At 62.5% G+C, this 21,291-nt stretch carries 17 protein-coding genes and 2 pseudogenes; 5 read left to right on the top strand and 14 right to left on the bottom strand.

The window, feature by feature from the left end:
• Positions 1 to 30 precede the first annotated feature (30 nt).
• Together tyrS and KVY02_RS18560 are read left to right on the top strand one after the other, a co-directional pair.
• A complete protein-coding gene (tyrS, locus tag KVY02_RS10670) occupies positions 31 to 1,032 on the top strand; it encodes a tyrosine--tRNA ligase (RefSeq protein ID WP_371317373.1) in 1,002 nt (333 codons plus the stop codon).
• Positions 1,033 to 1,035: 3 nt separating this feature from the next.
• Complete coding sequence (locus tag KVY02_RS18560) at positions 1,036 to 1,281, top strand: S4 domain-containing protein (protein WP_371317425.1); 246 nt, start codon at positions 1,036 to 1,038, stop codon at positions 1,279 to 1,281.
• Here KVY02_RS18560 and KVY02_RS10665 read toward each other — a convergent pair.
• A complete protein-coding gene (locus KVY02_RS10665; RefSeq protein WP_218313510.1) occupies positions 1,278 to 2,357 on the bottom strand; it encodes a PA0069 family radical SAM protein in 1,080 nt (359 codons plus the stop codon). The two genes, KVY02_RS18560 and KVY02_RS10665, sit on opposite strands and share 4 nt — an antisense overlap.
• 168 nt (positions 2,358 to 2,525) lie before the next feature.
• Here KVY02_RS10665 and KVY02_RS10660 point away from each other — a divergent pair, with 168 nt between their 5' ends.
• Complete coding sequence (locus KVY02_RS10660) at positions 2,526 to 3,110, top strand: cysteine hydrolase family protein (RefSeq protein ID WP_218313509.1); 585 nt, start codon at positions 2,526 to 2,528, stop codon at positions 3,108 to 3,110.
• Here the strand turns inward: KVY02_RS10660 and KVY02_RS10655 are convergent.
• From KVY02_RS10655 to ptsP, 8 genes and pseudogenes are all read right to left on the bottom strand, one after another.
• Positions 3,088 to 3,468 carry a gamma-glutamylcyclotransferase family protein gene (locus KVY02_RS10655; RefSeq protein WP_218313508.1) on the bottom strand — a complete coding sequence of 127 codons (381 nt, stop codon included), beginning with the start codon at positions 3,466 to 3,468 and terminating at the stop codon, positions 3,088 to 3,090. The two genes, KVY02_RS10660 and KVY02_RS10655, sit on opposite strands and share 23 nt — an antisense overlap.
• A 3-nt stretch (positions 3,469 to 3,471) precedes the next feature.
• Positions 3,472 to 3,726 carry a helix-turn-helix domain-containing protein gene (locus KVY02_RS10650; protein ID WP_218313507.1) on the bottom strand — a complete coding sequence of 85 codons (255 nt, stop codon included), beginning with the start codon at positions 3,724 to 3,726 and terminating at the stop codon, positions 3,472 to 3,474.
• A gap of 234 nt (positions 3,727 to 3,960) precedes the next feature.
• Complete coding sequence (pgi, locus tag KVY02_RS10645; RefSeq protein ID WP_081135071.1) at positions 3,961 to 5,619, bottom strand: glucose-6-phosphate isomerase; 1,659 nt, start codon at positions 5,617 to 5,619, stop codon at positions 3,961 to 3,963.
• A gap of 227 nt (positions 5,620 to 5,846) precedes the next feature.
• Positions 5,847 to 6,617 (bottom strand): annotated as a pseudogene (locus KVY02_RS10640) (fructose-specific PTS transporter subunit EIIC); the annotation flags it as partial.
• 31 nt (positions 6,618 to 6,648) lie between these two features.
• Positions 6,649 to 7,902, bottom strand: coding sequence for an IS256 family transposase (locus KVY02_RS10635; protein ID WP_062376034.1), 1,254 nt, complete (start codon positions 7,900 to 7,902; stop codon positions 6,649 to 6,651).
• An 82-nt stretch (positions 7,903 to 7,984) separates the two neighbouring features.
• Positions 7,985 to 8,974, bottom strand: a pseudogene (locus KVY02_RS10630) (PTS fructose-like transporter subunit IIB); the annotation flags it as partial.
• Positions 8,971 to 9,939, bottom strand: a complete 969-nt coding sequence (gene pfkB, locus KVY02_RS10625; RefSeq protein ID WP_218313506.1) for a 1-phosphofructokinase — start codon at positions 9,937 to 9,939, stop codon at positions 8,971 to 8,973. The gene pfkB and the pseudogene KVY02_RS10630, both read right to left, overlap by 4 nt.
• Entirely contained in the window at positions 9,939 to 12,806 is a 2,868-nt protein-coding gene (gene ptsP / locus KVY02_RS10620; RefSeq protein WP_218313505.1) for a phosphoenolpyruvate--protein phosphotransferase, read from the bottom strand. Before ptsP ends, pfkB begins: the two co-directional genes overlap by 1 nt.
• A gap of 236 nt (positions 12,807 to 13,042) precedes the next feature.
• Here ptsP and cra point away from each other — a divergent pair, with 236 nt between their 5' ends.
• A complete protein-coding gene (gene cra, locus KVY02_RS10615; protein ID WP_016914226.1) occupies positions 13,043 to 14,017 on the top strand; it encodes a catabolite repressor/activator in 975 nt (324 codons plus the stop codon).
• A gap of 34 nt (positions 14,018 to 14,051) precedes the next feature.
• Here the strand turns inward: cra and KVY02_RS10610 are convergent, their stop codons facing one another.
• Positions 14,052 to 14,528, bottom strand: coding sequence for a methylglyoxal synthase (locus tag KVY02_RS10610; protein ID WP_016914225.1), 477 nt, complete (start codon positions 14,526 to 14,528; stop codon positions 14,052 to 14,054).
• A 22-nt stretch (positions 14,529 to 14,550) separates the two neighbouring features.
• The gene (gene pyk, locus KVY02_RS10605) at positions 14,551 to 16,017 is read right to left on the bottom strand and encodes a pyruvate kinase (RefSeq protein WP_016914224.1); all 1,467 of its coding nucleotides are present in this window, start codon (positions 16,015 to 16,017) and stop codon (positions 14,551 to 14,553) included.
• A gap of 260 nt (positions 16,018 to 16,277) precedes the next feature.
• Here pyk and gap point away from each other — a divergent pair, with 260 nt between their 5' ends.
• Positions 16,278 to 17,279, top strand: a complete 1,002-nt coding sequence (gene gap / locus KVY02_RS10600) for a type I glyceraldehyde-3-phosphate dehydrogenase (RefSeq protein WP_026001738.1) — start codon at positions 16,278 to 16,280, stop codon at positions 17,277 to 17,279.
• 9 nt (positions 17,280 to 17,288) lie between these two features.
• Here the strand turns inward: gap and KVY02_RS10595 are convergent, their stop codons facing one another.
• The 3 genes from KVY02_RS10595 to KVY02_RS10585 all read right to left on the bottom strand — a co-directional run bounded on the left by KVY02_RS10595 (position 17,289) and on the right by KVY02_RS10585 (position 21,262).
• A complete protein-coding gene (locus tag KVY02_RS10595; RefSeq protein ID WP_081135061.1) occupies positions 17,289 to 18,320 on the bottom strand; it encodes a LacI family DNA-binding transcriptional regulator in 1,032 nt (343 codons plus the stop codon).
• Between the two features lie 152 nt (positions 18,321 to 18,472).
• A complete protein-coding gene (locus KVY02_RS10590; protein WP_016914221.1) occupies positions 18,473 to 19,579 on the bottom strand; it encodes an ABC transporter ATP-binding protein in 1,107 nt (368 codons plus the stop codon).
• Positions 19,580 to 19,645: 66 nt separating this feature from the next.
• Entirely contained in the window at positions 19,646 to 21,262 is a 1,617-nt protein-coding gene (locus KVY02_RS10585; RefSeq protein WP_218313504.1) for an alpha-glucosidase family protein, read from the bottom strand.
• Positions 21,263 to 21,291 lie beyond the last annotated feature (29 nt).

Genomic DNA, 21,291 nt, shown 5'->3' with positions numbered 1-21,291 from the left:
ATAAAGGTATTTGGCGTGAACGCAACGTTATTGCTCAACGACTTGCATCGTCGGGGACTGATGTCTCAAGTGACACATGAGGCATCGTTAAAGGAATTACTCGGTACGCCGCAAGTCGTTTACTGTGGTTTTGATCCCACGGCGGGTAGCTTACACATTGGCCACCTTGTGCCGCTATTGATGTTAAAGCGCTTCCAGGACGCCGGACATCAAGGCGTCGTGCTGGTGGGTGGTGCTACAGGAATGATCGGAGATCCCAGCTTCAAAGCGGCCGAGAGAGCCTTGAACGCCCCGGAAGTCGTCAATGGGTGGGTCACGTCACTCAATGAACAGATCTACTGGTTGATGGCTCCGCATCTGGAAGCGCCCTTTAGCGTGGTCGACAACGCACAGTGGATGAAAGGGCTGAGCGTGGTGGATTTCTTTCGTGATGTGGGCAAGCACTTTTCGATGAATGCCATGATCAATCGAGAATCCGTCAAGCAGCGCCTCGATCGGCCTGAGCAAGGGATGTCCTTTACCGAGTTCAGCTACGCGCTGCTACAGTCTTATGATTTTGCTCATTTGAATCGCACCCTGGGCTGCCGTTTGCAGATTGGTGGCAGCGATCAGTGGGGAAATATCGTCAGTGGGGTCGATTTGACCCGGCGCTTGAACGGTGAGCAGGTGATGGGGCTGACGCTTCCCTTGGTGACCAAAGCCGATGGTACCAAGTTTGGCAAGACAGAATCAGGAACGGTATGGCTCGATCCGAATAAGACGTCACCTTACCATTTCTACCAGTTTTGGTTGGCAGCCGATGACCAGGATGTGTACCGGTTTTTGCGGTATTACACGTTCTTGACCTGCGATGAGATCGACGAGCTCGAGGCGAGTGACCGACGTTTGTCGGGTAAACCCCAGGCCCAACGGATCCTGGCGGAAAGCATGACGCGATTTGTCCATGGTGAAGAGGGGTTGAAAGCCGCTCAGCGTATTTCACAGGCGTTGTTTAGCGGAGATGTGACGGCGTTGACCCTTCAAGAGCTTTAGCAACTGGCACTGGATGGCCTGCCTTGCTGCTCCATATCGCCAAGCGAAGCCATGGATAGCGCCCTGGTCAAAGGGGGGCTGGCAAGCTCAAAACGGCAAGCGCGGGAGTTTATCAAGCACGGAGCTGTACGTATCAATGGAGTGCTGGCAGCACAGGCCTATGTAGAAGATACAGGCGCGCTTTTCGATACCTTCTGGGTAGTGCAAAAAGGCAAAAAACATTTTTGCCTATTCAGGCGTGCCGCTTAGTCAAATAAGTCCCCCTGCGCCCGGGGTGGCCGAAAGTCGCGGGTGTTCAAGCCCTGCTCGGTGCGCGATTGCAGGTTCCATTGACGGCTGGCGCGTTGGAAACGCTGGGCAATCAGGTCGGCAAAGACCCCTTCCCCACGAAAGCGCTTACCAAACCGTGCATCGTAGTTCTGGCCGCCGCGGCATTGGCGCATCAAGCTCATGACCTTGGCGGCGCGCTCCGGGTAATGGGCGTTCAGCCAGGTTTCGAACAGGGGCGCGACTTCATGGGGCAGTCGCAGTAGCATCCAGGTCGCGGTACGCGCCCCCGCCCGGCTGGCCGCTTCGAGGATGCGCTCGATTTCATGGTCGGTGAGGCCCGGGATGATCGGTGACACCAGCGTGCCTACCGGTATGCCTGCCGTGTTCAGCTCGCGAATGGCTCTCAAGCGTGCTTGGGGCGATGCCGCCCTAGGCTCCAGCGTGCGCTTGAGGTTGGCGTCCAGGCTGGTCAGGCTGACGAACACCCGCACCAAACGATGCTCCGCCATTTCCGCCAGCAGGTCCAGGTCACGAAGGACCAGCGTGCTCTTGGTCACCAGAGTGACCGGGTGGCGACAGGCCAGCAGCAGCTCCAGCAGGCGCCGGGTCGTCTGGTATGTGGCTTCCAGCGGCTGGTAGCAGTCGGTGTTGCCAGACAGGTTGATAGGGCGGCAGACATACTGCGGATGGCAAAGCTCCTGTTTCAGATGCTCGACCAGGCCGCTGCGGGCGATCAGTCGGGTTTCAAAATCGAGCCCCGGCGACAGGTCCCAATAGGCGTGGGAAGGGCGGGCATAGCAATACACGCAGCCATGTTCGCAGCCACGGTAAGGGTTCAGGGAGCGGTCAAAGGGCAGATCGGGTGAGCGGTTCCAGGAGAGCGCGCTTTTGCTGGGCTCTTCGCGCACTTCGGTAGCCAGCGATGAGCGAGCTTCCTCTTGCCACCAGCCATCGTCCTCCATGACGCTGCGGGTCGGTGAAAAACGGTTATGGGGGTCGTAAGTGGCACCGCGACCTTTATGCACGGCGTATCGGGGAAGGTTATGAGCCGTCATCGGGAGCCTCGCGCTGAGCTACCAAAAATATGTTTATCCATACAGTATAGGGTGTTTGTCGTGCTCTGCAAGCAAGGTGCAGCGGTAGGCTATCAACTGCTTGATGCCGTTGGGAAACGCCGTGGGGCGACGTAAACTGGCTGCAACTGTCCATTTGAGAGAGTCACCATGAAACACCATGAAGCCAGCCCAGCAGCGGCGTTGATCATTATCGACATGCAGCAGGGCATGGCGACGCCTGACGCGGGAGCACGTAATAATCCGCAGGCAGAGGCCAATATTCAGCGCCTATTGATGGCCTGGCGGCAAGCTGCCGGGGTGGTCGTACACGTGCGACATATCTCGCGCTCACCTGACTCACCGTTTTGGCCCGGGCAGAGCGGCGTCCTGTTTCAGCCAGCGCTAGCGCCCTTGCCCTCCGAGCATGTGGTCGAGAAGAACGTGCCGGACGCGTTCGTTCATTCAGGTTTGGAGCGCTGGTTGCACGTTCGGGGCATCCGTGACCTCGTGGTGGTTGGGGTGAGCACCAGCAACTCGGTGGAAGCCACGGCGCGCACCGCAGGCAATCTTGGTTTCGATACCTGGGTCGTGAGCGACGCGACGTTTACGTTTGCCAAGTGCGATTACGCGGGCACGGAGCGTACCGCCGATGAGGTGCACGCCATGTCGCTGGCCAATCTGGCGGGGGAGTATGCGCAGATCGTGGATACGCAAGGAGCGCTGGCGCGGTTTACCACTCGCCGCGGCGAATGAGCGATGCTTCCTCGACGGCGGGGTTGTAGAGGTAGCACCAGGCATCGCCATGGGCGGTCGCCAGCACCGTCCGGTCGTACATCCCCTCTGTCGGAGAGTGGTGCAGGTAATCTTCCAGCGCATCGAGCCGAGCTAGCCGCTCGGCATCGATGGCATACACTTCCACCACAACGCCTGTGGAGGGCATGAGCTTGGCGCCGGGGTAGGGTCCCAGGTCGTAAAGCGTAATCGCCGTCAAGCAGTCCTGGCCCAGCATGTCTGCGTCGCCCAGCCAATGATGATTGCGATGACCGTGCTTTAACGTGCCGTATACCGCCACGCGTGGGCAGCGTTGGATTGCCTGGTCAAGGTGGTTCATCGATTAGCCTTCTTCCATTGGCTGTGCCAAAAGCTCGATACCGAGTGTTTCCAGGACGCGCAATACTCTGCCCATGCCGCATGTGTCGCGGCCGTTTTCGAGTTCACTTAAAAAGCGAATACTGACGCCGCACAGTCCCGCCAGGGTTTCCAGGGTCAGATGCTGGCGTTTACGAGCCTGACGGATGATCAGGCCAAGACTGCTGGCGGATTCAATCGAATAAAGCGCCGCGTTGGTTGGGGCTGGCAGGGTAGGCATATATATTACGCTCCCGTTTCCCTATAAGGAAAATTACCGGACTGGAATACGTATAGTAGCCGAACTTTCCCGATGGGGAAAATAAGAGGCAGTGTCAGTGAAAAGCGGTGATTTTATCCCTATGGGGAAAGCGTGGCCGGTGGGCTGTAACGATTCGCTACCTGGCACTGCGTAAGTCTGGGCATAAAAAATGGCCCCACCGTAGTGGAGGCCATCAGTCAATGCCGCTTGAGCCTAACGCTTCTTGCGAGCGGGCTTTTTGTCTCCGGCTTCGGGGTCTGTGCGGTGTGCGGTGCCCGGGAAGTGGGCGCGGACGAGTTCCAGCAGGCCCTGGGTGGAAGCGTCGAAGTCGGCGGCGTTGGCGTCGATGCGCTCGCTGATCTCACCGGCAATGCGTTTGCCGAGCTGCACGCCCCACTGGTCGAAGGAGTTGATGTTCCAGATCACCCCTTGAACGAACACCTTGTGCTCATACAGCGCAATCAGCGCGCCGAGGTTTTTCGGCGTCAGCTCGTCCAGCAGCAGCGTGCTGGAAGGGCGGTTGCCGGGACAGCTGTAGGGGTCCAGTTGGCTCAGTTCTTTGCTGTCGCCCTGGCTGCCTTCCATGAAGGCGTTGGCCTGGGCCAGCATGTTGGTGAGCAGGGCAAAGTGGTGGTCTTCCACGCCCGGCTCCGGCTTGAGCGAAGCGATGAAGTCGATGGGCACGTAGCGGGTGCCCTGGTGCAGCAGCTGAAAGAACGCGTGTTGGCCGTTGGAGCCGGTTTGCCCCCACACGATGGGGCCTGTCTTGTAATTCACCGGGTGGCCGAAAATATCCACCGACTTGCCGTTGGACTCCATGTCCAGCTGCTGCAGGAAAGAGGGCAGCTGGTTCAGCGCCTGGTCGTAGGGCACGATGGCCTGGGTTTCGGCGCCAATGAAGTTGATGTACCAAATGCCGATCAGCGCCATCAATACGGGCATGTTCTGGGCGAACGGCGCTTCGATGAAGTGGCGGTCCATCTCGTGGGCGCCTTCCAGCAGCTCGATAAAGCCTTCGAAGCCAATCGAGAGCGCAATGGGCAGGCCAATGGAAGACCACATGGAGTAGCGGCCGCCCACCCAGGCCCAGAATTCGAACACGTTCTCTTCACGAATGCCGAACTCCATGGCCGCTTTGCGGTTGGTGGAGGCGGCAATGAAGTGCGCCCCTACGTCGGCGTCTTCCCCTGCGTTCTCCAGGAACCAGCGCCGCGCAGTCTTGGCGTTGAGCAGGGTCTCCTGAGTGGAAAAGGTCTTGGTAGAGACGATGAACAGCGTGGTGGCGGGGTCGAGCCGTGAGAGCACCTTCTGAATGTGAGTGCCGTCCACGTTGGACACGAAGTGGAAATGCAGCTCCGGATGCCGGTATTTCAGCAGCGCCCGCACCGCCATGTTGGGGCCCAGGTCCGAGCCGCCAATGCCGATATTGACCACGTCCTTGATGCGCTGGCCGTTGTAGCCTTTCCACTCGCCGTTACGCACCGCCTCGGAGAACACCTTGATCTGCTCGCGGGTGCGGGTGATTTCGGGCATCACGTCTTCGCCGTCCACGTAGACCGGCTCGTCGCCCAAATGGCGTAGCGCGGTGTGCAGTACCGGGCGGTTTTCGGTGACGTTGATGATGTCGCCGGAGAACATCTGAGCGCGGCGCTGTACCAGGGCCGAGTGGTCGGCCAGTTCGATCAGCTTGGCCAGTACCGCATCAGACACCTGGTGCTTGGAGTAGTCCAGAAAAAGGCCTCCGACACGCAGGCTCATTTTTTCGAAGCGCTTCGGGTCGTGGGAAAAATAGTCGCGAATGCGATCGTTGGCGGTTTGATCGCGCAGGCGCTCCAGGGCCTGCCAGGTAACGCTGCGGGTGAGTTGAAACATAACGGGCGGTCCTATTTGTTTTTACATCGTTATTCCGAATCAGAGGCCGTGCCTCCAATCGTGATTCTTGTTTATGTAAAAATACTACATATTGAGCGCCATGGAAGCGCTGTACGGCTTTAATAGCTTGAAAATGAGTAATAAAACGAGAGCTTGGGCCAGCTGAAGGACTTGGCTACAAAAAGGGCGGGCCTAGGCCCGCCCCTGGTAAGGCCAGTGTGCAGCCGTTAGCTGGCCACTGCTACCTGTGCAGCACCGCGCTTGATGAACGCATAGCCCAGGCCAGTAATCAAGGAGCCCGCAATGATCGCCCCCAGGTAGAGGAACGCCGGGGTGATGGCGTTGGGGATCAGGAGCACGAAGATGCCGCCGTGGGGCGCCATCAGCTGAGCGCCGATCAGCATGGAGAGCGCGCCGGTCACCGCGCCACCCGCGATACAGGCCGGAATCACCCGCAGCGGGTCTTTCGCGGCAAAGGGAATCGCGCCTTCGCTGATGAAGCACAGGCCCAGCACGAACGATGCCTTGCCCGCTTCCCGCTCAGGGGCAGAGAACTTGTTGCGCGCCACAAAGCTGGCGATGCCCATGCCAATGGCAGGCACCATGCCCGCTGCCATGATGGCCGCCATGGGCGCGTAGGTTTGCGATGCCAGCAGGCCCACGCCGAAGGTGTAGGCGGCTTTGTTGACGGGCCCACCCAGGTCGAAGCACATCATGGCGCCCAACAGAATGCCCAGCAGTACGGCGTTGGTAGAGCCCATGGAGGAGAGGAAGCCGGTCAGGGCGGCCATGATGACGGCCACGGGTTCGCCGATCACGTAGATCATGGTCAGGCCGGTGACCAGGCTGGCCACGAACGGGATGATCAGGATCGGCTTGAGGGATTCCACGCTGGCAGGCAGCTTGACGTACCGCGTCACGGCCAGCGCCACATAGCCTGCCAGGAAACCGGCCAGAATGCCGCCGATGAAACCGGCATCGATATTGGCGGCCAGCATGGAGTTATTGTCAAATTCTGTGTATGGCCGGTCAGGCGGCAGTCCTGTCTGACTGATCGGTCAAGGGTTCGCCGTCCTTGAACTGGACGTTGTTCACGACCAGCTCCAGCTTGTTGAACCCCTTGATCCGCTTCCAGCGCTTCTGGGCGCTCTGAAGCAGCTTGAAGACCATCGCCAGGGTCGTCGCTCTGGAGCCGCAGTTCCGGCTGCGCTTGCTCCGCAGGCGGACCGTGGCGAAGGTCGACTCGATCGGGTTGGTGGTGCGGATATGCACCCAGTGTTCTGCCGGGTAGTCATAGAACGCCAGCAGCTCCTCCCGATCCTTGGCCAGGCACTCCATGGCTCTGGGGTACTTGGCCTCGAAGCGTTTCACCGTGCGATCGAAAGCCTTGTGCGCCTCATCGCGGGTCTCGGCCATCCAGATCTCATGGAGGTCGGCCTTGACCTTGGGCTGCACGGATTTCGGCAGTTTATTCAATACGTTGGCAGTCTTGTGGACCCAGCAGCGCTGGTGCTCGGTCTCTGGATAGACCTTGCTCAACGCCGCCCAGAAGCCCATGGCGCCGTCGCCAACCGCTAGCTTGGGGGCCGTCGTCAGCCCGCGCTCGCGTAGCCCCGTGAGCAGCTCTTTCCAGCTGGCCTCTGACTCACGCTGCCCATCCTCGACGACGACCAACTCCTTGCGGCCCTGCTCAGTGACGCCGATGATCACCAGCAGACACAGACGGTCATCCATGCGCACGTTGCTGTACACGCCGTCAGCCCACCAGTAGACGTAACGCTGGTCTGCCAGGTCGCGCTTCTGCCAGTCGGTATGCTCGTCCTCCCACTGCTTCTTGAGACGCGACACGGTGTTGGCCGAGAGTCCCTTGGCCTGGTCACCCAGCAGGGCCGACAGGGCCTCCTGGTAGTCGCCGGTAGAGACTCCCTTCAGGTAGAGCCAGGGGATCAGCTCCTCGATGCTGCGGGCCCGCTTCAGGTAGGGCGGCAACAGCGCGCTGCTGAAGGTCACCCCGTCGCCACTGCGGTCACGGACGCGGGGCACCTTGATCTCGACGTCGCCGATACCGGTTTGCACGGTGCGCTCCGGCAGGTAGCCGTTGCGGACGACGACACGGCGGCCGTCTTCCAGCGTCTTGTCGGCATATTGCTCCAGAAACGTGCTCAACTCCGCCTCCACGGCCTTGGCGATCAGGTCTCGGGCCCCTTTGCGCAGCAGCTCATGCAACGGATCAGTAGCGCCGGTGTCTGGCTGCGTCACGGCTTGGAGAGTAGAATTGCTCATGGCGTATCCGTCCTATGTTGGTTGTGATCTGGCGAGATCAATCAACAGGATACGCCACCCTCTCTACTGCCCTCCATACACAAGAACTGAGCTTAACTCCCAGCATGCCGCCGATCATGCCGGGGGCGATGCCGGGGCGGTCGGCAATCGAGTAGGCAATGTAGCCTGCCAGCACGGGAATCATCAGTGCAAAGGCGGTGCCGCCACCGATCTGCATCAATGCTGCCGCCAGAGTGCCCTCTTCCTGAAACGCTTCGATACCAAACACGAACGACAGGGCAATCAACAGGCCGCCCGCGACGACCATGGGCAGCATGAAGGAAACGCCGGTCAGCAGGTGCTTGTAGACGCCTTTCTCCTTGATCCCCTTTTTGGCCGAGGCACCGCCAGCGGCGCTGGTGCCATCTTCCACCGCTGCGTCAGTCAGCGCGGCCTCCAGCGTCGGGCGGGGCTTTTTCAGCGCGTTGCTGGTGGAGGTGCGATAAATGCGCTTGCCCGCAAAGCGAGAAGGGTCCACTTCGATGTCGCAGGCCAGCACGACCACGTCGGCGGCGGCGATCTCTTCATCGGTGAGCTGGTTTTGTGCACCCACCGAGCCCTGGGTTTCCACGCGAATCTGGTGGCCCATGGCTTTTCCCGCTTCGGCCAGCGCTTCGGCGGCCATGAAGGTGTGGGCAACGCCGGTGGGGCAGGCGGTGACGGCAACGATACGTTGGCCGCCTGGGCTGCCAGCGGGGGCCGCTGCGGTGGTGGCCGGGGCGCTGTACAGGGGGGCGTCGCGTTTTGCCTGGGTCAAAAACGCCGTAGGGTCGGGAAGGGCGCTGGCAATCGGAGCCTTGAACAGCCGCTTACCTTCGAAACGCTCCGGGGCTGGTACCTGATCGGCGGCGACCACGATCAGGTCGGCGTTGGCGATCTGTTCGGCGGTGGCCGCCTGCAGAGGGGCAATTTCACCATGCATTTCCACATGGACGTGCCAGCCCAGCCGAGTGGCGGCTTGTTCCAGGCGCTTGGCGGCCAGGAAGGTGGTCGCCATGCCGCTGGGGCAGGCGGTAATCAGGATCAGGTTCATCGCGTGGCTCCCTCGGTGTGGGTGTCGTCAAGACGCCGTACCCGGGTCTGTTGTTGGAGTGAGTCGAAATCGTCGGCGTGGGGATTGCCCACGCCAACATGGCGAACGGCTTCGGCAGACAGCGCCGTGGCGAAGCGCAGCGTGGCGTCGGGGTCGTGCTGGCTCAGCAGCCCATGCAGCATGCCCGCCACGAAGGTATCGCCCGCGCACACGGTGTTGACTGCGTGAACGCTGGGCGGCGTCGAGTGCCAGGTGCCGTACTGGCTGGCCCACAAGACGCCTTCGGCACCGGCGGAAATCAGCGCGTGTTCGATACCGCTGGCATGCAGCCGCTGGGCAGCAGCATGGCGCTGGGCATCGGAATCGAGGGCGTGCCCCGCCCACTCGGCCAGCTCGGTTTCATTGGGCTTCACCGCCGCAGGCTGGGCGGCGATGGCCGTCAGCAGTGCCGGACCGCTGGTATCCACCCAAAGCGGCACGCCAAAGCCTTTCAGGAAATCGAGTAGCTCATTGAAGATGGCCGAGTCGATGCCCGGCGGCAGGCTGCCTGCCACGACGATGGCCTGCGGGGCGGTGCCCTCGAACAGGCCGCTGAGCGTCGTGCGCAGAGCGCTGAGGTGGGCTGCTTCAATGGACATGCCGGGGCCGTTGATATCGGTCACCCGGCCGCTCTGTTCGGCAAGCTTGGCATTGATGCGGGTGTTGCCCGGCACTCGCACGAAGGCGTCTTGAACGCCGTAATACGGAAAGGCCAGGCAGAAGGGGGCGTCGTTGTCCTGGCCCAGAAAGCCGCTGACGACCACCTCATGGCCAAGGCTGGCCAGCACCCTGGCAACGTTGACCCCCTTGCCCGCCGCCTCCAGCTGGGCGCGAGTGGGGCGATTGACCTGCCCCAGCGTCAGCGTCTCCAGATCGAAGGCGAGGTCCAGGGCCGGATTCAGCGTGATGCAGACCACTCGTGCCATCAGCGAGCCTCCAGCGCATCGCGCACGTCATCGCTGGTTGCCTTGCTCAGGGCCAGCTGCGCCGTGGCCTGCGCTTCTGCCAGGTCGAACTCCCGCAGGCGGGCCTTGACCAGCGGGATCTGCCGCGCGCTGACCGACAGCTCGTCGACGCCGAGGCCCACCAGCACCGGAACCGCCATGGCATCCGATGCCAGCTCGCCACAGACGCCGACCCACTTGCCGTGAGCGTGGGCCGCGTCGACGGTCATCTGGATCAGCCGCAGTACGGCCGGGTGCAGGCCGTCGGCCTGGGCAGACAGCTCCGGGTGGCCGCGGTCGATGGCCAGGGTGTACTGGGTCAAGTCGTTGGTGCCCACCGAGAAGAAGTCCACTTCGGTGGCCAGCGTCGGTGCCAGCAACGCGCTTGAGGGCACCTCGATCATCACGCCAAGCTGCACGTCGGTGGCGCGCTGCTGCTCAGGGATCTCCTTGAGCAGTCGGTCGTAGATGGCTTTGGCGGCGCGGAATTCGGCCACGTCCTTGACCATCGGCAGCATGATGCGCAGCGGTTTGCCTACGGCGGCCATCAGCAGGGCGCGAAGCTGCGTTTCCAGCACGTCCGGCTGGGTCAGTGCCAGGCGAATGCCACGCAGGCCGAGGAAGGGGTTGTCTTCCTGGGGGACTGGCCAGTAGGGCAGGGGCTTGTCGCCGCCCACGTCCAACGTTCGGGCGACCAGCGGTCGGCCAGCGAGTGCATCGGTGGCTTCACGGTACTCGGCGATCTGCGTCGCCAAATCCGGGGCACTGGCGTAAGCCATGAACAGAAACTCGGTGCGCAGCAGACCAACGCCTTCGGCGCCACGCTCGACGGCATCGGCGGCGTGGGCCGTATTGCCCAGGTTGGCAGCGACCTCTACCCGGTGGCCGTCGCGGGTCTGGGCCTGCTCGAAGCGCAGCTCCCAGGCGTCGGCTTCACGCTGCTGCTGGTCGAGCAGCTGCTGCTCGGCGCGCCGCAGGCGCTCTTCGGAAGGTTGCGAGATCACGCGGCCGCGCTCGCCATCCAGAATCATCATGCCGCCGTTGGCCAGCGCCATCACCGCTTCGCCTGCGCCCACCACTGCGGGAATGCCCAGCGCACGGGCCAGAATGGCGCTGTGCGCGGTGGCGCCGCCGCGAACGGTGAGCAGGCCACGCACCCGAGAGGTGTCCAGGCGCGCTACATCGGAAGGGCCAATGTCGTCCATCACCAGAATGTAAGGGTGGTCGGGTGGCTCGGGCAGGGTCACGTCGCACAGCACACCCAGCACTCGGCGGCCGACGTCGCGCAGGTCGGCGGCCCGCTCTGCCAGCAGCCGGTCGGCCAGCATCTCCTGAGCACGGGCGGCGGTGTCGATGGCTTCCCACCAGCCAGCCTCCGCCGAGCGCCCTTCGCCGATGGCGTCCAGCGCCGCTTGACGCAGCTCGGGGTCGTCCAGCATCTCTTCGTGCATGGAGAGGATGTCGGCCACTTCACCGCCAGGTGCGTTATGCACCAGCGCCTGCAGCTGGGCGGCACCTTCCTGCAGCGCTGCACTCAGGCGGCGCGCTTCTGCCTCGGGGTCGCTGGCGTGCTCGGGATAGTCGAACGCCAGCGGACGAATGACGAACACCGGTGCAATGGCCAGCCCCGGAGACGCCGCCACGCCGGTATGCGGGGTATCGGCCGCCAGCGGCGTGATATCGGGCTGGCGGGTATCAGCGGCGGGGCGGGTCTCGCGGCCGCCATCGAAGGGCGTGACTTTCTCGCCCAGGCCCTCTTCCACGGCGGCGGCGAGAGCTTCCAGCGCGCTGTTGGCTTGTTCGCCTTCAGCGGAAAAAATCAGCCACTGGCCGCGGCGTGCGCCAAGGCCGATGACCTTGGTCAAACTGGCCGCCGAGACGGTGGTGGCGCTGCCCTCTTCCAGCCGAACGTTGATGGGCATGGTCTGGGCGCGGGCGATTTGCACCAGCTGTTTGGCCGGGCGGGCGTGCAGGCCGTGGGGGTTGAGAACGCGCACACGGCGTGTTTGCGTTTGGGCGGTTTCTCCCGCCAGTAGCGCCAACAGCTGGGCACTGCTCTTGCCCATCAGGCTTTCACTCTGGCCACTCTCCACCAGCGCCAGCAGCTGTTCGAGCAGCGGGCGGTGGCTGTCGCCGCTGGCCGCCAGGCAGAAGAGGGAGTGGACGGCGCGCCCGTCCTGTTCGATGGTATCAGCGGGCGTGGCCACGCCCAGCGCGGGCTGGCGTACCCCTGTTGCCTGGCTGGCGAGCCAGAGGCCTTTGCCCAGCCACTGGGGCGCAGCGCTGGCCACGGCGCTGATGAAAGCATTGTCGACGCAGCCGCTTTGGCGCAGCCGGGCCGCGGCGGCCAGGGCCAGCTCCTGCGGGTCTCGGGCAGGGAAGTTGACACACAGGGTGTCGGCGTCCAGCCTGGGAACCACGGCGGGGCGGGAAAGCAGCCGGGCCACGTCGGTGGCTGAACTGGCGTTGGCCAATTCGCTGGCTACGCCGTCTCGGTCCAGCACGTGGGTCAGTTGGCGCAGAATGTCCAGGTGCTCGTCACTTTGTGCAGCAATGGTGACCAGTACATGCACGGTGTTGCCGTCGTGCCACTGAACCCCTTGGGGGAACTGCAGCACACGAACGCCGGTACGCTTCACCAGATGGCGGCTTTCCGGGGTGCCGTGGGGGATGGCAATGGCGTTGCCCAGATAAGTGGAGGACTGCGCCTCACGGGCATGCAGGCCATCGCGGTACTCGGCCTCCACCAGGCCAGCCTCGGCCAATGCCTTGGCGGCGCTATCGAGTGCAGCTTGCCAATCCTGCGCATGGCGGTCGAGCAAGATGTCATCAGGGCCGAGGGTCAGCATAGGGTTCTCCTGTAAACGCGGTCAGGTAACGGCAACGTCTGCGATTGGCGGCGAATGTGCGCGCATAAAACGTTAGTCGTAGAGCGTTGAGGTTAGCTGGATGAATCGTGTCACCTGTGTATAGTGGCTATGCTGAATCGATTCACTTTTAGATACAAGGCTTGTCTTTTTAGACTTTGGTCTGAAGAGGGTGAAACGGCTGCTAAACTGCTGACTTTATTAGGGGAGAAACCAGCATGACACTTGCCGATATTGCCCGGCTGGCCGGGGTCTCGCGCACCACGGCAAGCTATGTAATCAACGGCCAGGCCGAACAGCGGCGAATCAGTGCCGCCACCATCGAAAAAGTCATGGCGGTGGTGCGCGAGTATCGCTACCACATCGACCCACAGGCCGCTGCCCTGCGCCGTGGCGCAAGCCGTTTGATTGGCTTGATCGTTCCAGATCTCGAAAACATCAGCTACGCCCGGCTGGCCAAGCGGCTGGAGCGGGGCGCCCGCGAGCGGGGCTATCAGCTTTTGCTGGTCAGCTCCGATGATTGTGCCGAGAGCGAGCGGGCGCTGGCGCTGGCGCTACGTGCCCAGCGCTGTGAAGTGCTGATCACCGCCAGCTGTCTGCCGGAAAACGACCCCTTTTATGCCGACCTGGCGGAAGAGGGCTGGAGCGTGGTGGGCGTGGACCGAGGGCTGGCGCCGCACCGCTTTGCCAGCGTGGTCAGCAATGACCAGCAAGCGGCGTATGCGTTGACCCGCTCGGTCATCAGCCCCGCCACGCGCACGGTGGCGTGGCTGGATGCCATGCCCGAGCTATCGGTGAGCCGAGAGCGGCGGGCCGGGTTTCAGCAGGCGCTGGCCGGGCAGAATATCCAGGCGCTGACGTTCAGCGGCGAGCGCTATGAACGCGATGTCGGGGTCGCGCTGGCGCGCCAGGCGTTTGAGAACGGCCCGGTGGATGCGCTGGTCACCGCGTCCTATGCGCTGATGGAGGGTGTCTTCGACGAGCTGCTGGCCAGAGGCGGGCTGTCCGCGTCGCTGCGGCTGGCCACGTTTGGCGATCACCGCTTATTGGATTTCCTGCCTCAGCCGGTCAATTCGGCACTGCAGGATTACGACCGCATTGCCGAGCTGACGCTGCAATGTGCACTGGATGCCATGAACGGGCGTTACCAGCCTGGCCAGCAGGTGGTCGAGCGCCACCTGCGTTCCCGCTAAATATTCTGATGTGAAGCGAATGCCCGGGCGGCGCTCACACCGAGCGCGCCTGGGCCCAGGCGTTGGCATCGGGAATGGCCATCTCGTAGTGCTCCCCCAGGTAAGGGGAGGAGAGCAGGAAATCGGCGCTGGCGGCGTTGCAGGCCACCGGCACGTTCCACAGGGCGGCTAGGCGCAGCAGGGCCTTGACGTCCGGGTCGTGGGGTTGGGGAGCGAAGGGGTCCCAGAAGAAGATCAGAATATCGAGCTGCTGCTCGGCAATTCGGGCACCAATTTGCTGGTCGCCGCCCAGCGGTCCGCTCATCAGCCCCTCCACTTGCAGACCCAGGGCGGCGGAGAGGCGGCTCGACGTCGTGCCGGTGCCCACCAGGGTGTGCTGGCTGAGCGTGTCCTTCCAGCGCTCCGCCCACGCCAGCATCTCCGTTTTCTTGCCGTCGTGGGCAATCAGCGCAATGCGCTTGCGCGCGGGCAGCGTACGTACGGCCTGGCGGGGTGGGCGGGCATCGGTCATGTCGGGCTCTCCAGAGCAAGGATTAGTCGGCGTCAACGGCCAGCACTTTCATTGTGTTGGTGCCGCCATGGGCGTTCATGTGGTCGCCTCGGGTAAGAATGACATGCTCGCCCGGGCGTGCCAATCCGTGGGTCTTGAGCAGTTTGATGGCTTCTGCATTGACCTGATCTGCGGCCATCTGGCTGGTATCGAACGGCAGCGAGACCACACCGCGATAGAGCGCCATGCGGCGCTGGGCAATCGGGCTATGGGCCAGGCCGACGATCGGCAAGCCAGAGCGGATGCGTGACGCGATCAACGGGGTGTAGCCGGTGGAGGTCATGCAGGCGATGGCGCGCACGCCCGTCAGGTGGTTGGCGGCGTACATGGCCGACAGGGCGATGGTTTCATCGATGCGCTCGAAACCCTCGTGAATCCGGTGCCCGGACGCCTGGGCCACCCGTTCCCGCTCGGCGCCCAGGCAGACGCGGTTCATGGCTTCAATGGTTTCGACCGGGTAGTCGCCTGCGGCGGTCTCCGCCGACAGCATCACTGCATCGGTGGCATCCAGCACGGCATTGGCCACGTCGAATACCTCGGCGCGGGTGGGCAGCGGTGACTCGATCATCGACTCCATCATCTGGGTGGCGGTGATCACGGCGCGGTTCAGCGTGCGGGCGTGCTTGATGATGCGTTTTTGTGTGCCGATCAGCGCTTCGTCGCCAATTTCCACACCCAGATCCCCCCGGGCGACCATGACCGCTTCGGAGGCCACGATGATGCCGTCCAGGGTTGCGTCGTCCGCCACGGCTTCGGCACGCTCCAGCTTGGCCACCAGGCCGATCTCCTTGCCTGCTTCTCCCAGCAGGGTGCGGGCTTCCTGCATGTCCGCCGCGCTGCGGGGAAACGACACGGCCAGGTAATCGACGCCAATCTCGATGGCGGTCTGCAGGTCCTGTTTGTCCTTGTCGGTCAGCGCCGGGGCGGAAAGGCCGCCGCCCTGCTTGTTGATGCCCTTGTTGTTGGAAAGCTTGCCACCCACGTGTACCCGGGTGTGCACTTCCTGCCCGCTAATCGAGGTGACGTCCAGCACCACGCGGCCGTCGTCGAGCAGCAGCCTGTCGCCCGGGTGCACGTCCTCGATCAGCGCCTTGTAATCGCAGCCAACTCGCTCGGTGGTGCCTTGCTGGGCATCCAGCGTCATGTCGAGTACGAAGGGCTGGCCGACCTCCAGCTGCACGGACCCTTCGATAAAGCGCGAGATGCGAATCTTGGGCCCTTGCAGGTCGCCCAGCGCTGCCACGCTGCGGCCCAGGCGTTGGGCAATCTCGCGCACGTCGTTGAGCCGACGACGATGGTCATCTGCCGAACCGTGGGAGAAGTTGAGGCGCACCACATCCACGCCCGCCTTGAGCATGGCCTCCAGCACGCCGGGGCGATCACTGGCCGGGCCTAGCGTGGCCACGATTTTGGTACGACGAAGCGGCGAAGAGGGCGCTGGGGTGGTCATGGGGCAGACTCCTGAATAGGTAGGGGCAACGCTCAAAACAGCTAGCCGTGGAGCGTTGCCGCGCAGGCCGATGAATCGGTCATTAAGTATTGGACTACGATAGCCTTTATATAGTAATTTTACTACATATTGGATAGTTATTAGCCTTTTGGGGCGGTTATGGCAGGTTTTAATCGGCCTTCAGGTGATTAAAGACGTATTTTTAGTAATTTTTTTACTGAATACGCCATCGACGACCACTGCTTGATAGAGGTGCTACCATGACAATAAGAGTTGCCATTAACGGATTTGGACGGATCGGCCGTAACGTGCTGCGCGCACTGTATGAGAACGGCTACCGTGACCGCGTTCAGGTGGTTGCCATCAACGACCTGGGTGACCCTTCATTGAATTCCCACCTGCTGCGCCACGACACGGTGCACGGCCATTTTCCCTTCACGGTAGAGCACGACGCCGAGAGCATCACCGTGGACGGCGACCGAATCGCCATTTCCTCCGAGCGTGACCCGGCCAATCTGCCCTGGTCAGCCCTGAACGTGGACCTGGTGATGGAGTGTACTGGCCTGTTCACCAAGCGTGACGCGGCGGCCAAACACCTTGCCGCCGGTGCCCAGCGGGTGCTGATCTCGGCGCCCAGCCCGGATGCCGATGCCACCGTGGTCTACGGCGTCAACGACGACGTGCTCACCGCCGAGCACAAGGTCGTTTCCAACGCTTCATGCACCACCAACTGCCTGGCCCCCGTGGCGAAGGCGTTGAACGATGCCGTGGGCATCGAGAACGGTCTGATGACCACCGTGCACGCGTACACCAACGACCAGAACCTGTCGGACGTCTATCACTCGGACCCGTACCGGGCGCGCAGTGCCACGCACTCGATGATTCCCACCAAGACCGGTGCGGCTCAGGCGGTTGGTCTGGTGCTGCCGGAGCTGGCGGGCAAATTCGATGGCCTGGCCGTGCGAGTGCCCGTGATCAACGTGTCACTGGTCGACCTGACGTTCACCGCCGGGCGTGACACGACCAAAGAAGAGATCAACGCCATCGTCGAGAAAGCCGCTGCAGGCTCTGCGGTGCTGGATGTCAATGCTCAGCCGCTGGTGTCGATTGACTTCAATCACAACGCCCACTCGTCGATTTTCGATGCCAATCACACCCGTGTGAATGGGCGTTTGGTGAAGATCATGGCCTGGTACGACAACGAATGGGGCTTCTCCAACCGTATGCTGGATACCGCTATCGCCATGCAGAAAACCGCCTGATCAGGCGTCTCAAGGGCAGGTGTCGCCCAGCAACAGCTCGGTCTTGAGCAGCTGCTGGGCCTTGGGGATGCGACCCAGAATCATGCTGGCGGCTACACGCCCCTTGCCAGTGCTATCCTGGCGCACCGTGGTCAGTCGCGGTGCCCGGTACTGCCCTTCGGCAATCCCATCGAACCCAGTGATGCGCAGCGTGTCAGGCACGCTGATATCGCGTTGCTCGGCCAGTGTCAGCGCTGTCAGCGCGATGCGATCAGACATGCACAGCAGCAGGTCAGGGCGTTGGCTGGCGGGTTGATCGAGTATCTCGGTGAGTACCGGGGCGCACACGTCGTAGACATTTTCCTCGATATTCCATAACGGGACCGTGTCGGTATCGAAGCCGTGTTCGGCAAGCGCAGCGTGAAAGCCTGCCAGCCGCGCGCGGCTGATGGTGCTGCTGTCGGGCAGCAGCGTATGCGCAGCGGTCACCCGTCCATTGCAGTGCTCTTTGGTTAGCCGCAAATTGATGATGGCAGGGCGTTCGGGCCGTTGCTTCAGGGCGTGCATGGCCATGGCGTAGCTGGCGTCACGGTCGTCGATATGCACCGTAGGGTAACCGTCGATGTCGAAATCCACTGAAACCAGCGGCCGCTGGGTGGGCAACTCATCGATCATCTTGCCATTGGGCATCAGCCCGTAGACGATGAAGCCATCGGCAATGTTGGCGGAATTGGGTAGCTGTGACGCGTGTCCGCGACCCGGCAGCAGCAGCAGGGTATGCCCGTGGGCATCGAGCACCTCTGCCACGCCGGAGAGAAACTCGCTGGCCACGGCATCGTTGAGGCTGTAGGTCAGGCTCTCGGCCAGGATCACCGCCACGATGCTGGAGCGTCCGGTGCGCAGGCTGCGTGCCTTGGCATCGGGGCCGTTGTAACCCAGCCGCTTGGCTTCGCGCAGGATGCGTTCGCGCAGCAAGGGGGAGAGCTGGTCCGGGCGATTGAAGGCATTGGAGATCGTCGCGGTGGAAACGCCAAGTTCCAGCGCCAGGTCTTTTAGGGTCATTCGACGGGAAACGGTCACGGTGCTTCCTGAGCAGGTTAAGTAGGACGCAGGCTAATTATTCGAGTGTTGCACAGGATAGCGGCCCTGAGGGGGCCAAGACTACCCTTCATTGAAGGGCGCTTGGGTCAGGGCCGAAGAGGGCGATCTGGGGTTCAGGCCGCCGAACGTTTGGCCGACAGCGTCAGTGCGCTGCCGCTTTCATCGAACAGGTGTACATGCGCCTGATCGGGCACCAGCGACACTTGCTGACCCTCCTGCCATTGGCTGGGGGCCTCGCTGCGATGAATCAGCAGCGTACTGCCTTCCTTAGGCTCCAGGTAGACATACACCTCGTTACCCAGATACTCGACATTGACGATGTCGAAGCAGTTGTCGCCTTGCGGGGCTTCCAGGCGCAGGTGCTCGGGGCGTACTCCCAGGGTCAGGCCCGTGCCGGGCGAGTAGCTTTCTGCCGATTGTGGCAGCGCCAGTTCGCCAATGCCCGTGGCCTTGACTCGGCAGCCGTCGGTGGAGCCGCTGGTCAACTGGGCTGGCAGGAAGTTCATGGTGGGCGAGCCAATGAAGCCTGCCACGAATTTGGTGGCCGGGCGCTGGTAGAGTTCGTGGGGGCTGCCCACTTGCTCCACATGGCCACGGTTGAGGACCACGATCTTGTCGGCCAGGGTCATGGCTTCCACCTGGTCATGGGTGACGTAGATCATGGTGGAGCCCAGCCGGTTGTGCAGGCGGGCGATTTCGTTGCGCATCTGCACCCGCAACGAGGCATCCAGGTTGGAGAGCGGCTCGTCGAACAGCAGTATGCGCGGCTCACGGGCCATGGCGCGGCCCATGGCCACCCGCTGGCGCTGGCCCCCCGAAAGCGCCTTGGGCTTGCGGTGCAGCAGCTCTTCGAGCTGAAGGATTTTGGCGGTGGTCATGACCCGCTCGTGTACCGTCTCCTTGGCGGTCTTGGCCAACTTCAGGCCAAATGCCATGTTGTCGTAGACGGTCATGTGGGGGTAAAGGGCGTAGGACTGAAACACCATGCCCACCCCGCGCTCCCGTGGCGGCAGGTCGTTGACCACCGTGCCACCAATGTTCAGGTCGCCGTCGGTGATCGACTCGAGCCCGGCGATCAGGCGCAGCAGGGTGGACTTGCCACAGCCAGAGGGGCCAACGAACACGACGAATTCACCGTCACCAATCGCCAGATCCACATCCTTGATGATGTGGTCACGTCCAAAGACCTTGTTGACCTTTTCAAGCGTAACACTTGCCATGGTAACTCCTTGCCGACCTCGACCCGCGATCGGGTCGGCTATCATTATTAAAGGTAACGGTGGCGGTCAGGCAACCTGCATGAAGGCAGCCTGGTACGCCGGTAGCGTCAGCGCGCTGCCGTCCCGGGTGGCGGTGAAGTTGGCCACGGCCAGGTCACTGGTCACTTCGACGGGCAGCGAAGCGTGCCGGGTCTGGCCGGTCAGGTTGAAGACACACAGCAGCGTTTCGTCGCCTTTTTGCCGGGTAAAGCCCAGCAGGTCGTCGCCGACGTCCACGAGGTTCAGGTCACCATCGAACAGCGCGGGGTGCTGGCGCCGGAAGGCCAGCAGGGCGCGCACGCTATTGAGCGTGGCGTTGGGGTCATCCTGCTGGCGGCTCACCGATAAGGCCAGGTGGCGGGGCTCCATGGGTAGCCACGGCTCGATCGCCGAGAAACCGCCCTGTTCGCCATCGTTCCAGGGCATCGGCGTGCGGCAGCCGTCGCGGCCCTTGAACTCGGGCCACAGCACTTTGCCATAGGGGTCTTGAATGCGCTCGAAGGGCACGTCGGCTTCCGGCAGGCCCAGCTCTTCGCCCTGGTAAAGGCAAACGCTGCCGCGTAGCGAAAACAGCATGGCCAGCATGACTTTGGGGTAGGCGTGCGGGTCCTCTTCGGAGCCCCAGCGAGTGGCGCTGCGCACTACGTCGTGGTTGGAGGTGGCCCAGCAGGGCCAGGCGTCTCCCGCCAAACGCTGGAAGCGCTCGATGACTTCGCGCAGGTAGCTCGCCGAATGCGGCATGTTGAGCAGGTCGAAGGTGTAAGCCATGTGCAGCTTGTCACCTCCGGCGGTGTACTCGGCCATGCGTTCCAGCGGGTTGTCGTCGCCGATTTCGCCCACCGTCGTGGTGCCGGGGTACTCATCCATCAAGGCGCGCAGGTCCTGCAGGAAGCCCAGGTTCTCCGGGCGGCTGAGGTCGTAGACGTGGCGCTGCCAGGTGTAGGGGTTGGCTTCCGGGGCGCCCAGGGTTTTGGCTTCGCCTTTGGGCACCGGCGGGTTGTCCCGCAGCTCGGCATCGTGGAAGTAGAAATTGACCGTGTCCAGACGGAACCCATCGACGCCCAGATCGAGCCAGAAGCGCATGTTGTCCAGCTGCGCCTGACGCGCTTCCGGGTTGTGGAAATTGACGTCCGGCTGGCTGGTCAGGAAGTTGTGCAGGTAGTACTGCTGGCGGCGGGAGTCGAAGGTCCAGGCCGGGCCGCCAAAAATCGACAGCCAGTTGTTGGGTGGCGTGCCATCGGGCTTGGGGTCCGCCCAGACGAACCAGTCCGCCTTGGGGTTGGTGCGATCCTGACGGCTCTCCTTGAACCAGGGGTGCTGATCCGAGGTGTGGCTGATCACCTGATCGATCATCACCTTCAAGCCCAGCGAGTGGGCCTTGGCCAGCAGCGCCTTGAAGTCGTCCAGGGTGCCGAACATCGGGTCCACGTCGCGGTAGTCGCTGACATCGTAGCCAAAGTCGAGCATCGGCGAGGTAAAGAAGGGCGAGAGCCAGATGCCGTCCACGTTGAGCGATGCCACGTAGTCCAGCTTCTCGGTGATGCCGTTCAGGTCACCCACGCCGTCGCCACGGCTATCCAGAAAGCTGCGCGGGTAGATTTGATAAATAACGCCGCCGCGCCACCACATCGTATTGTCTTGCATACCATCGTTCCTTAAAAACGGTTGCTGAG

The sequence above is a fragment of the Halomonas sp. 18071143 genome (assembly GCF_019211725.1).
In the GTDB taxonomy this organism is placed as follows: Bacteria; Pseudomonadota; Gammaproteobacteria; order Pseudomonadales; family Halomonadaceae; genus Vreelandella; species Vreelandella stevensii.
Note: the sequence above shows the minus strand (reverse complement) of the source record. Positions and strands in the feature narration are given on the sequence as shown.

What these genes read in the sequence shown, in the direction of transcription:
- KVY02_RS10665 (WP_218313510.1), bottom strand. Translation starts at nt 2,357, where the DNA reads ATGACGGCTCATAACCTTCCCCGATACGCCGTGCATAAAGGTCGCGGT.
- KVY02_RS10660 (WP_218313509.1), top strand. Translation starts at nt 2,526, where the DNA reads ATGAAACACCATGAAGCCAGCCCAGCAGCGGCGTTGATCATTATCGAC.
- KVY02_RS10655 (WP_218313508.1), bottom strand. Translation starts at nt 3,468, where the DNA reads ATGAACCACCTTGACCAGGCAATCCAACGCTGCCCACGCGTGGCGGTA.
- KVY02_RS10650 (WP_218313507.1), bottom strand. Translation starts at nt 3,726, where the DNA reads ATGCCTACCCTGCCAGCCCCAACCAACGCGGCGCTTTATTCGATTGAA.
- pgi (WP_081135071.1), bottom strand. Translation starts at nt 5,619, where the DNA reads ATGTTTCAACTCACCCGCAGCGTTACCTGGCAGGCCCTGGAGCGCCTG.
- KVY02_RS10635 (WP_062376034.1), bottom strand. Translation starts at nt 7,902, where the DNA reads ATGAGCAATTCTACTCTCCAAGCCGTGACGCAGCCAGACACCGGCGCT.
- pfkB (WP_218313506.1), bottom strand. Translation starts at nt 9,939, where the DNA reads ATGGCACGAGTGGTCTGCATCACGCTGAATCCGGCCCTGGACCTCGCC.
- ptsP (WP_218313505.1), bottom strand. Translation starts at nt 12,806, where the DNA reads ATGCTGACCCTCGGCCCTGATGACATCTTGCTCGACCGCCATGCGCAG.
- cra (WP_016914226.1), top strand. Translation starts at nt 13,043, where the DNA reads ATGACACTTGCCGATATTGCCCGGCTGGCCGGGGTCTCGCGCACCACG.
- KVY02_RS10610 (WP_016914225.1), bottom strand. Translation starts at nt 14,528, where the DNA reads ATGACCGATGCCCGCCCACCCCGCCAGGCCGTACGTACGCTGCCCGCG.
- pyk (WP_016914224.1), bottom strand. Translation starts at nt 16,017, where the DNA reads ATGACCACCCCAGCGCCCTCTTCGCCGCTTCGTCGTACCAAAATCGTG.
- gap (WP_026001738.1), top strand. Translation starts at nt 16,278, where the DNA reads ATGACAATAAGAGTTGCCATTAACGGATTTGGACGGATCGGCCGTAAC.
- KVY02_RS10595 (WP_081135061.1), bottom strand. Translation starts at nt 18,320, where the DNA reads ATGACCCTAAAAGACCTGGCGCTGGAACTTGGCGTTTCCACCGCGACG.
- KVY02_RS10590 (WP_016914221.1), bottom strand. Translation starts at nt 19,579, where the DNA reads ATGGCAAGTGTTACGCTTGAAAAGGTCAACAAGGTCTTTGGACGTGAC.
- KVY02_RS10585 (WP_218313504.1), bottom strand. Translation starts at nt 21,262, where the DNA reads ATGCAAGACAATACGATGTGGTGGCGCGGCGGCGTTATTTATCAAATC.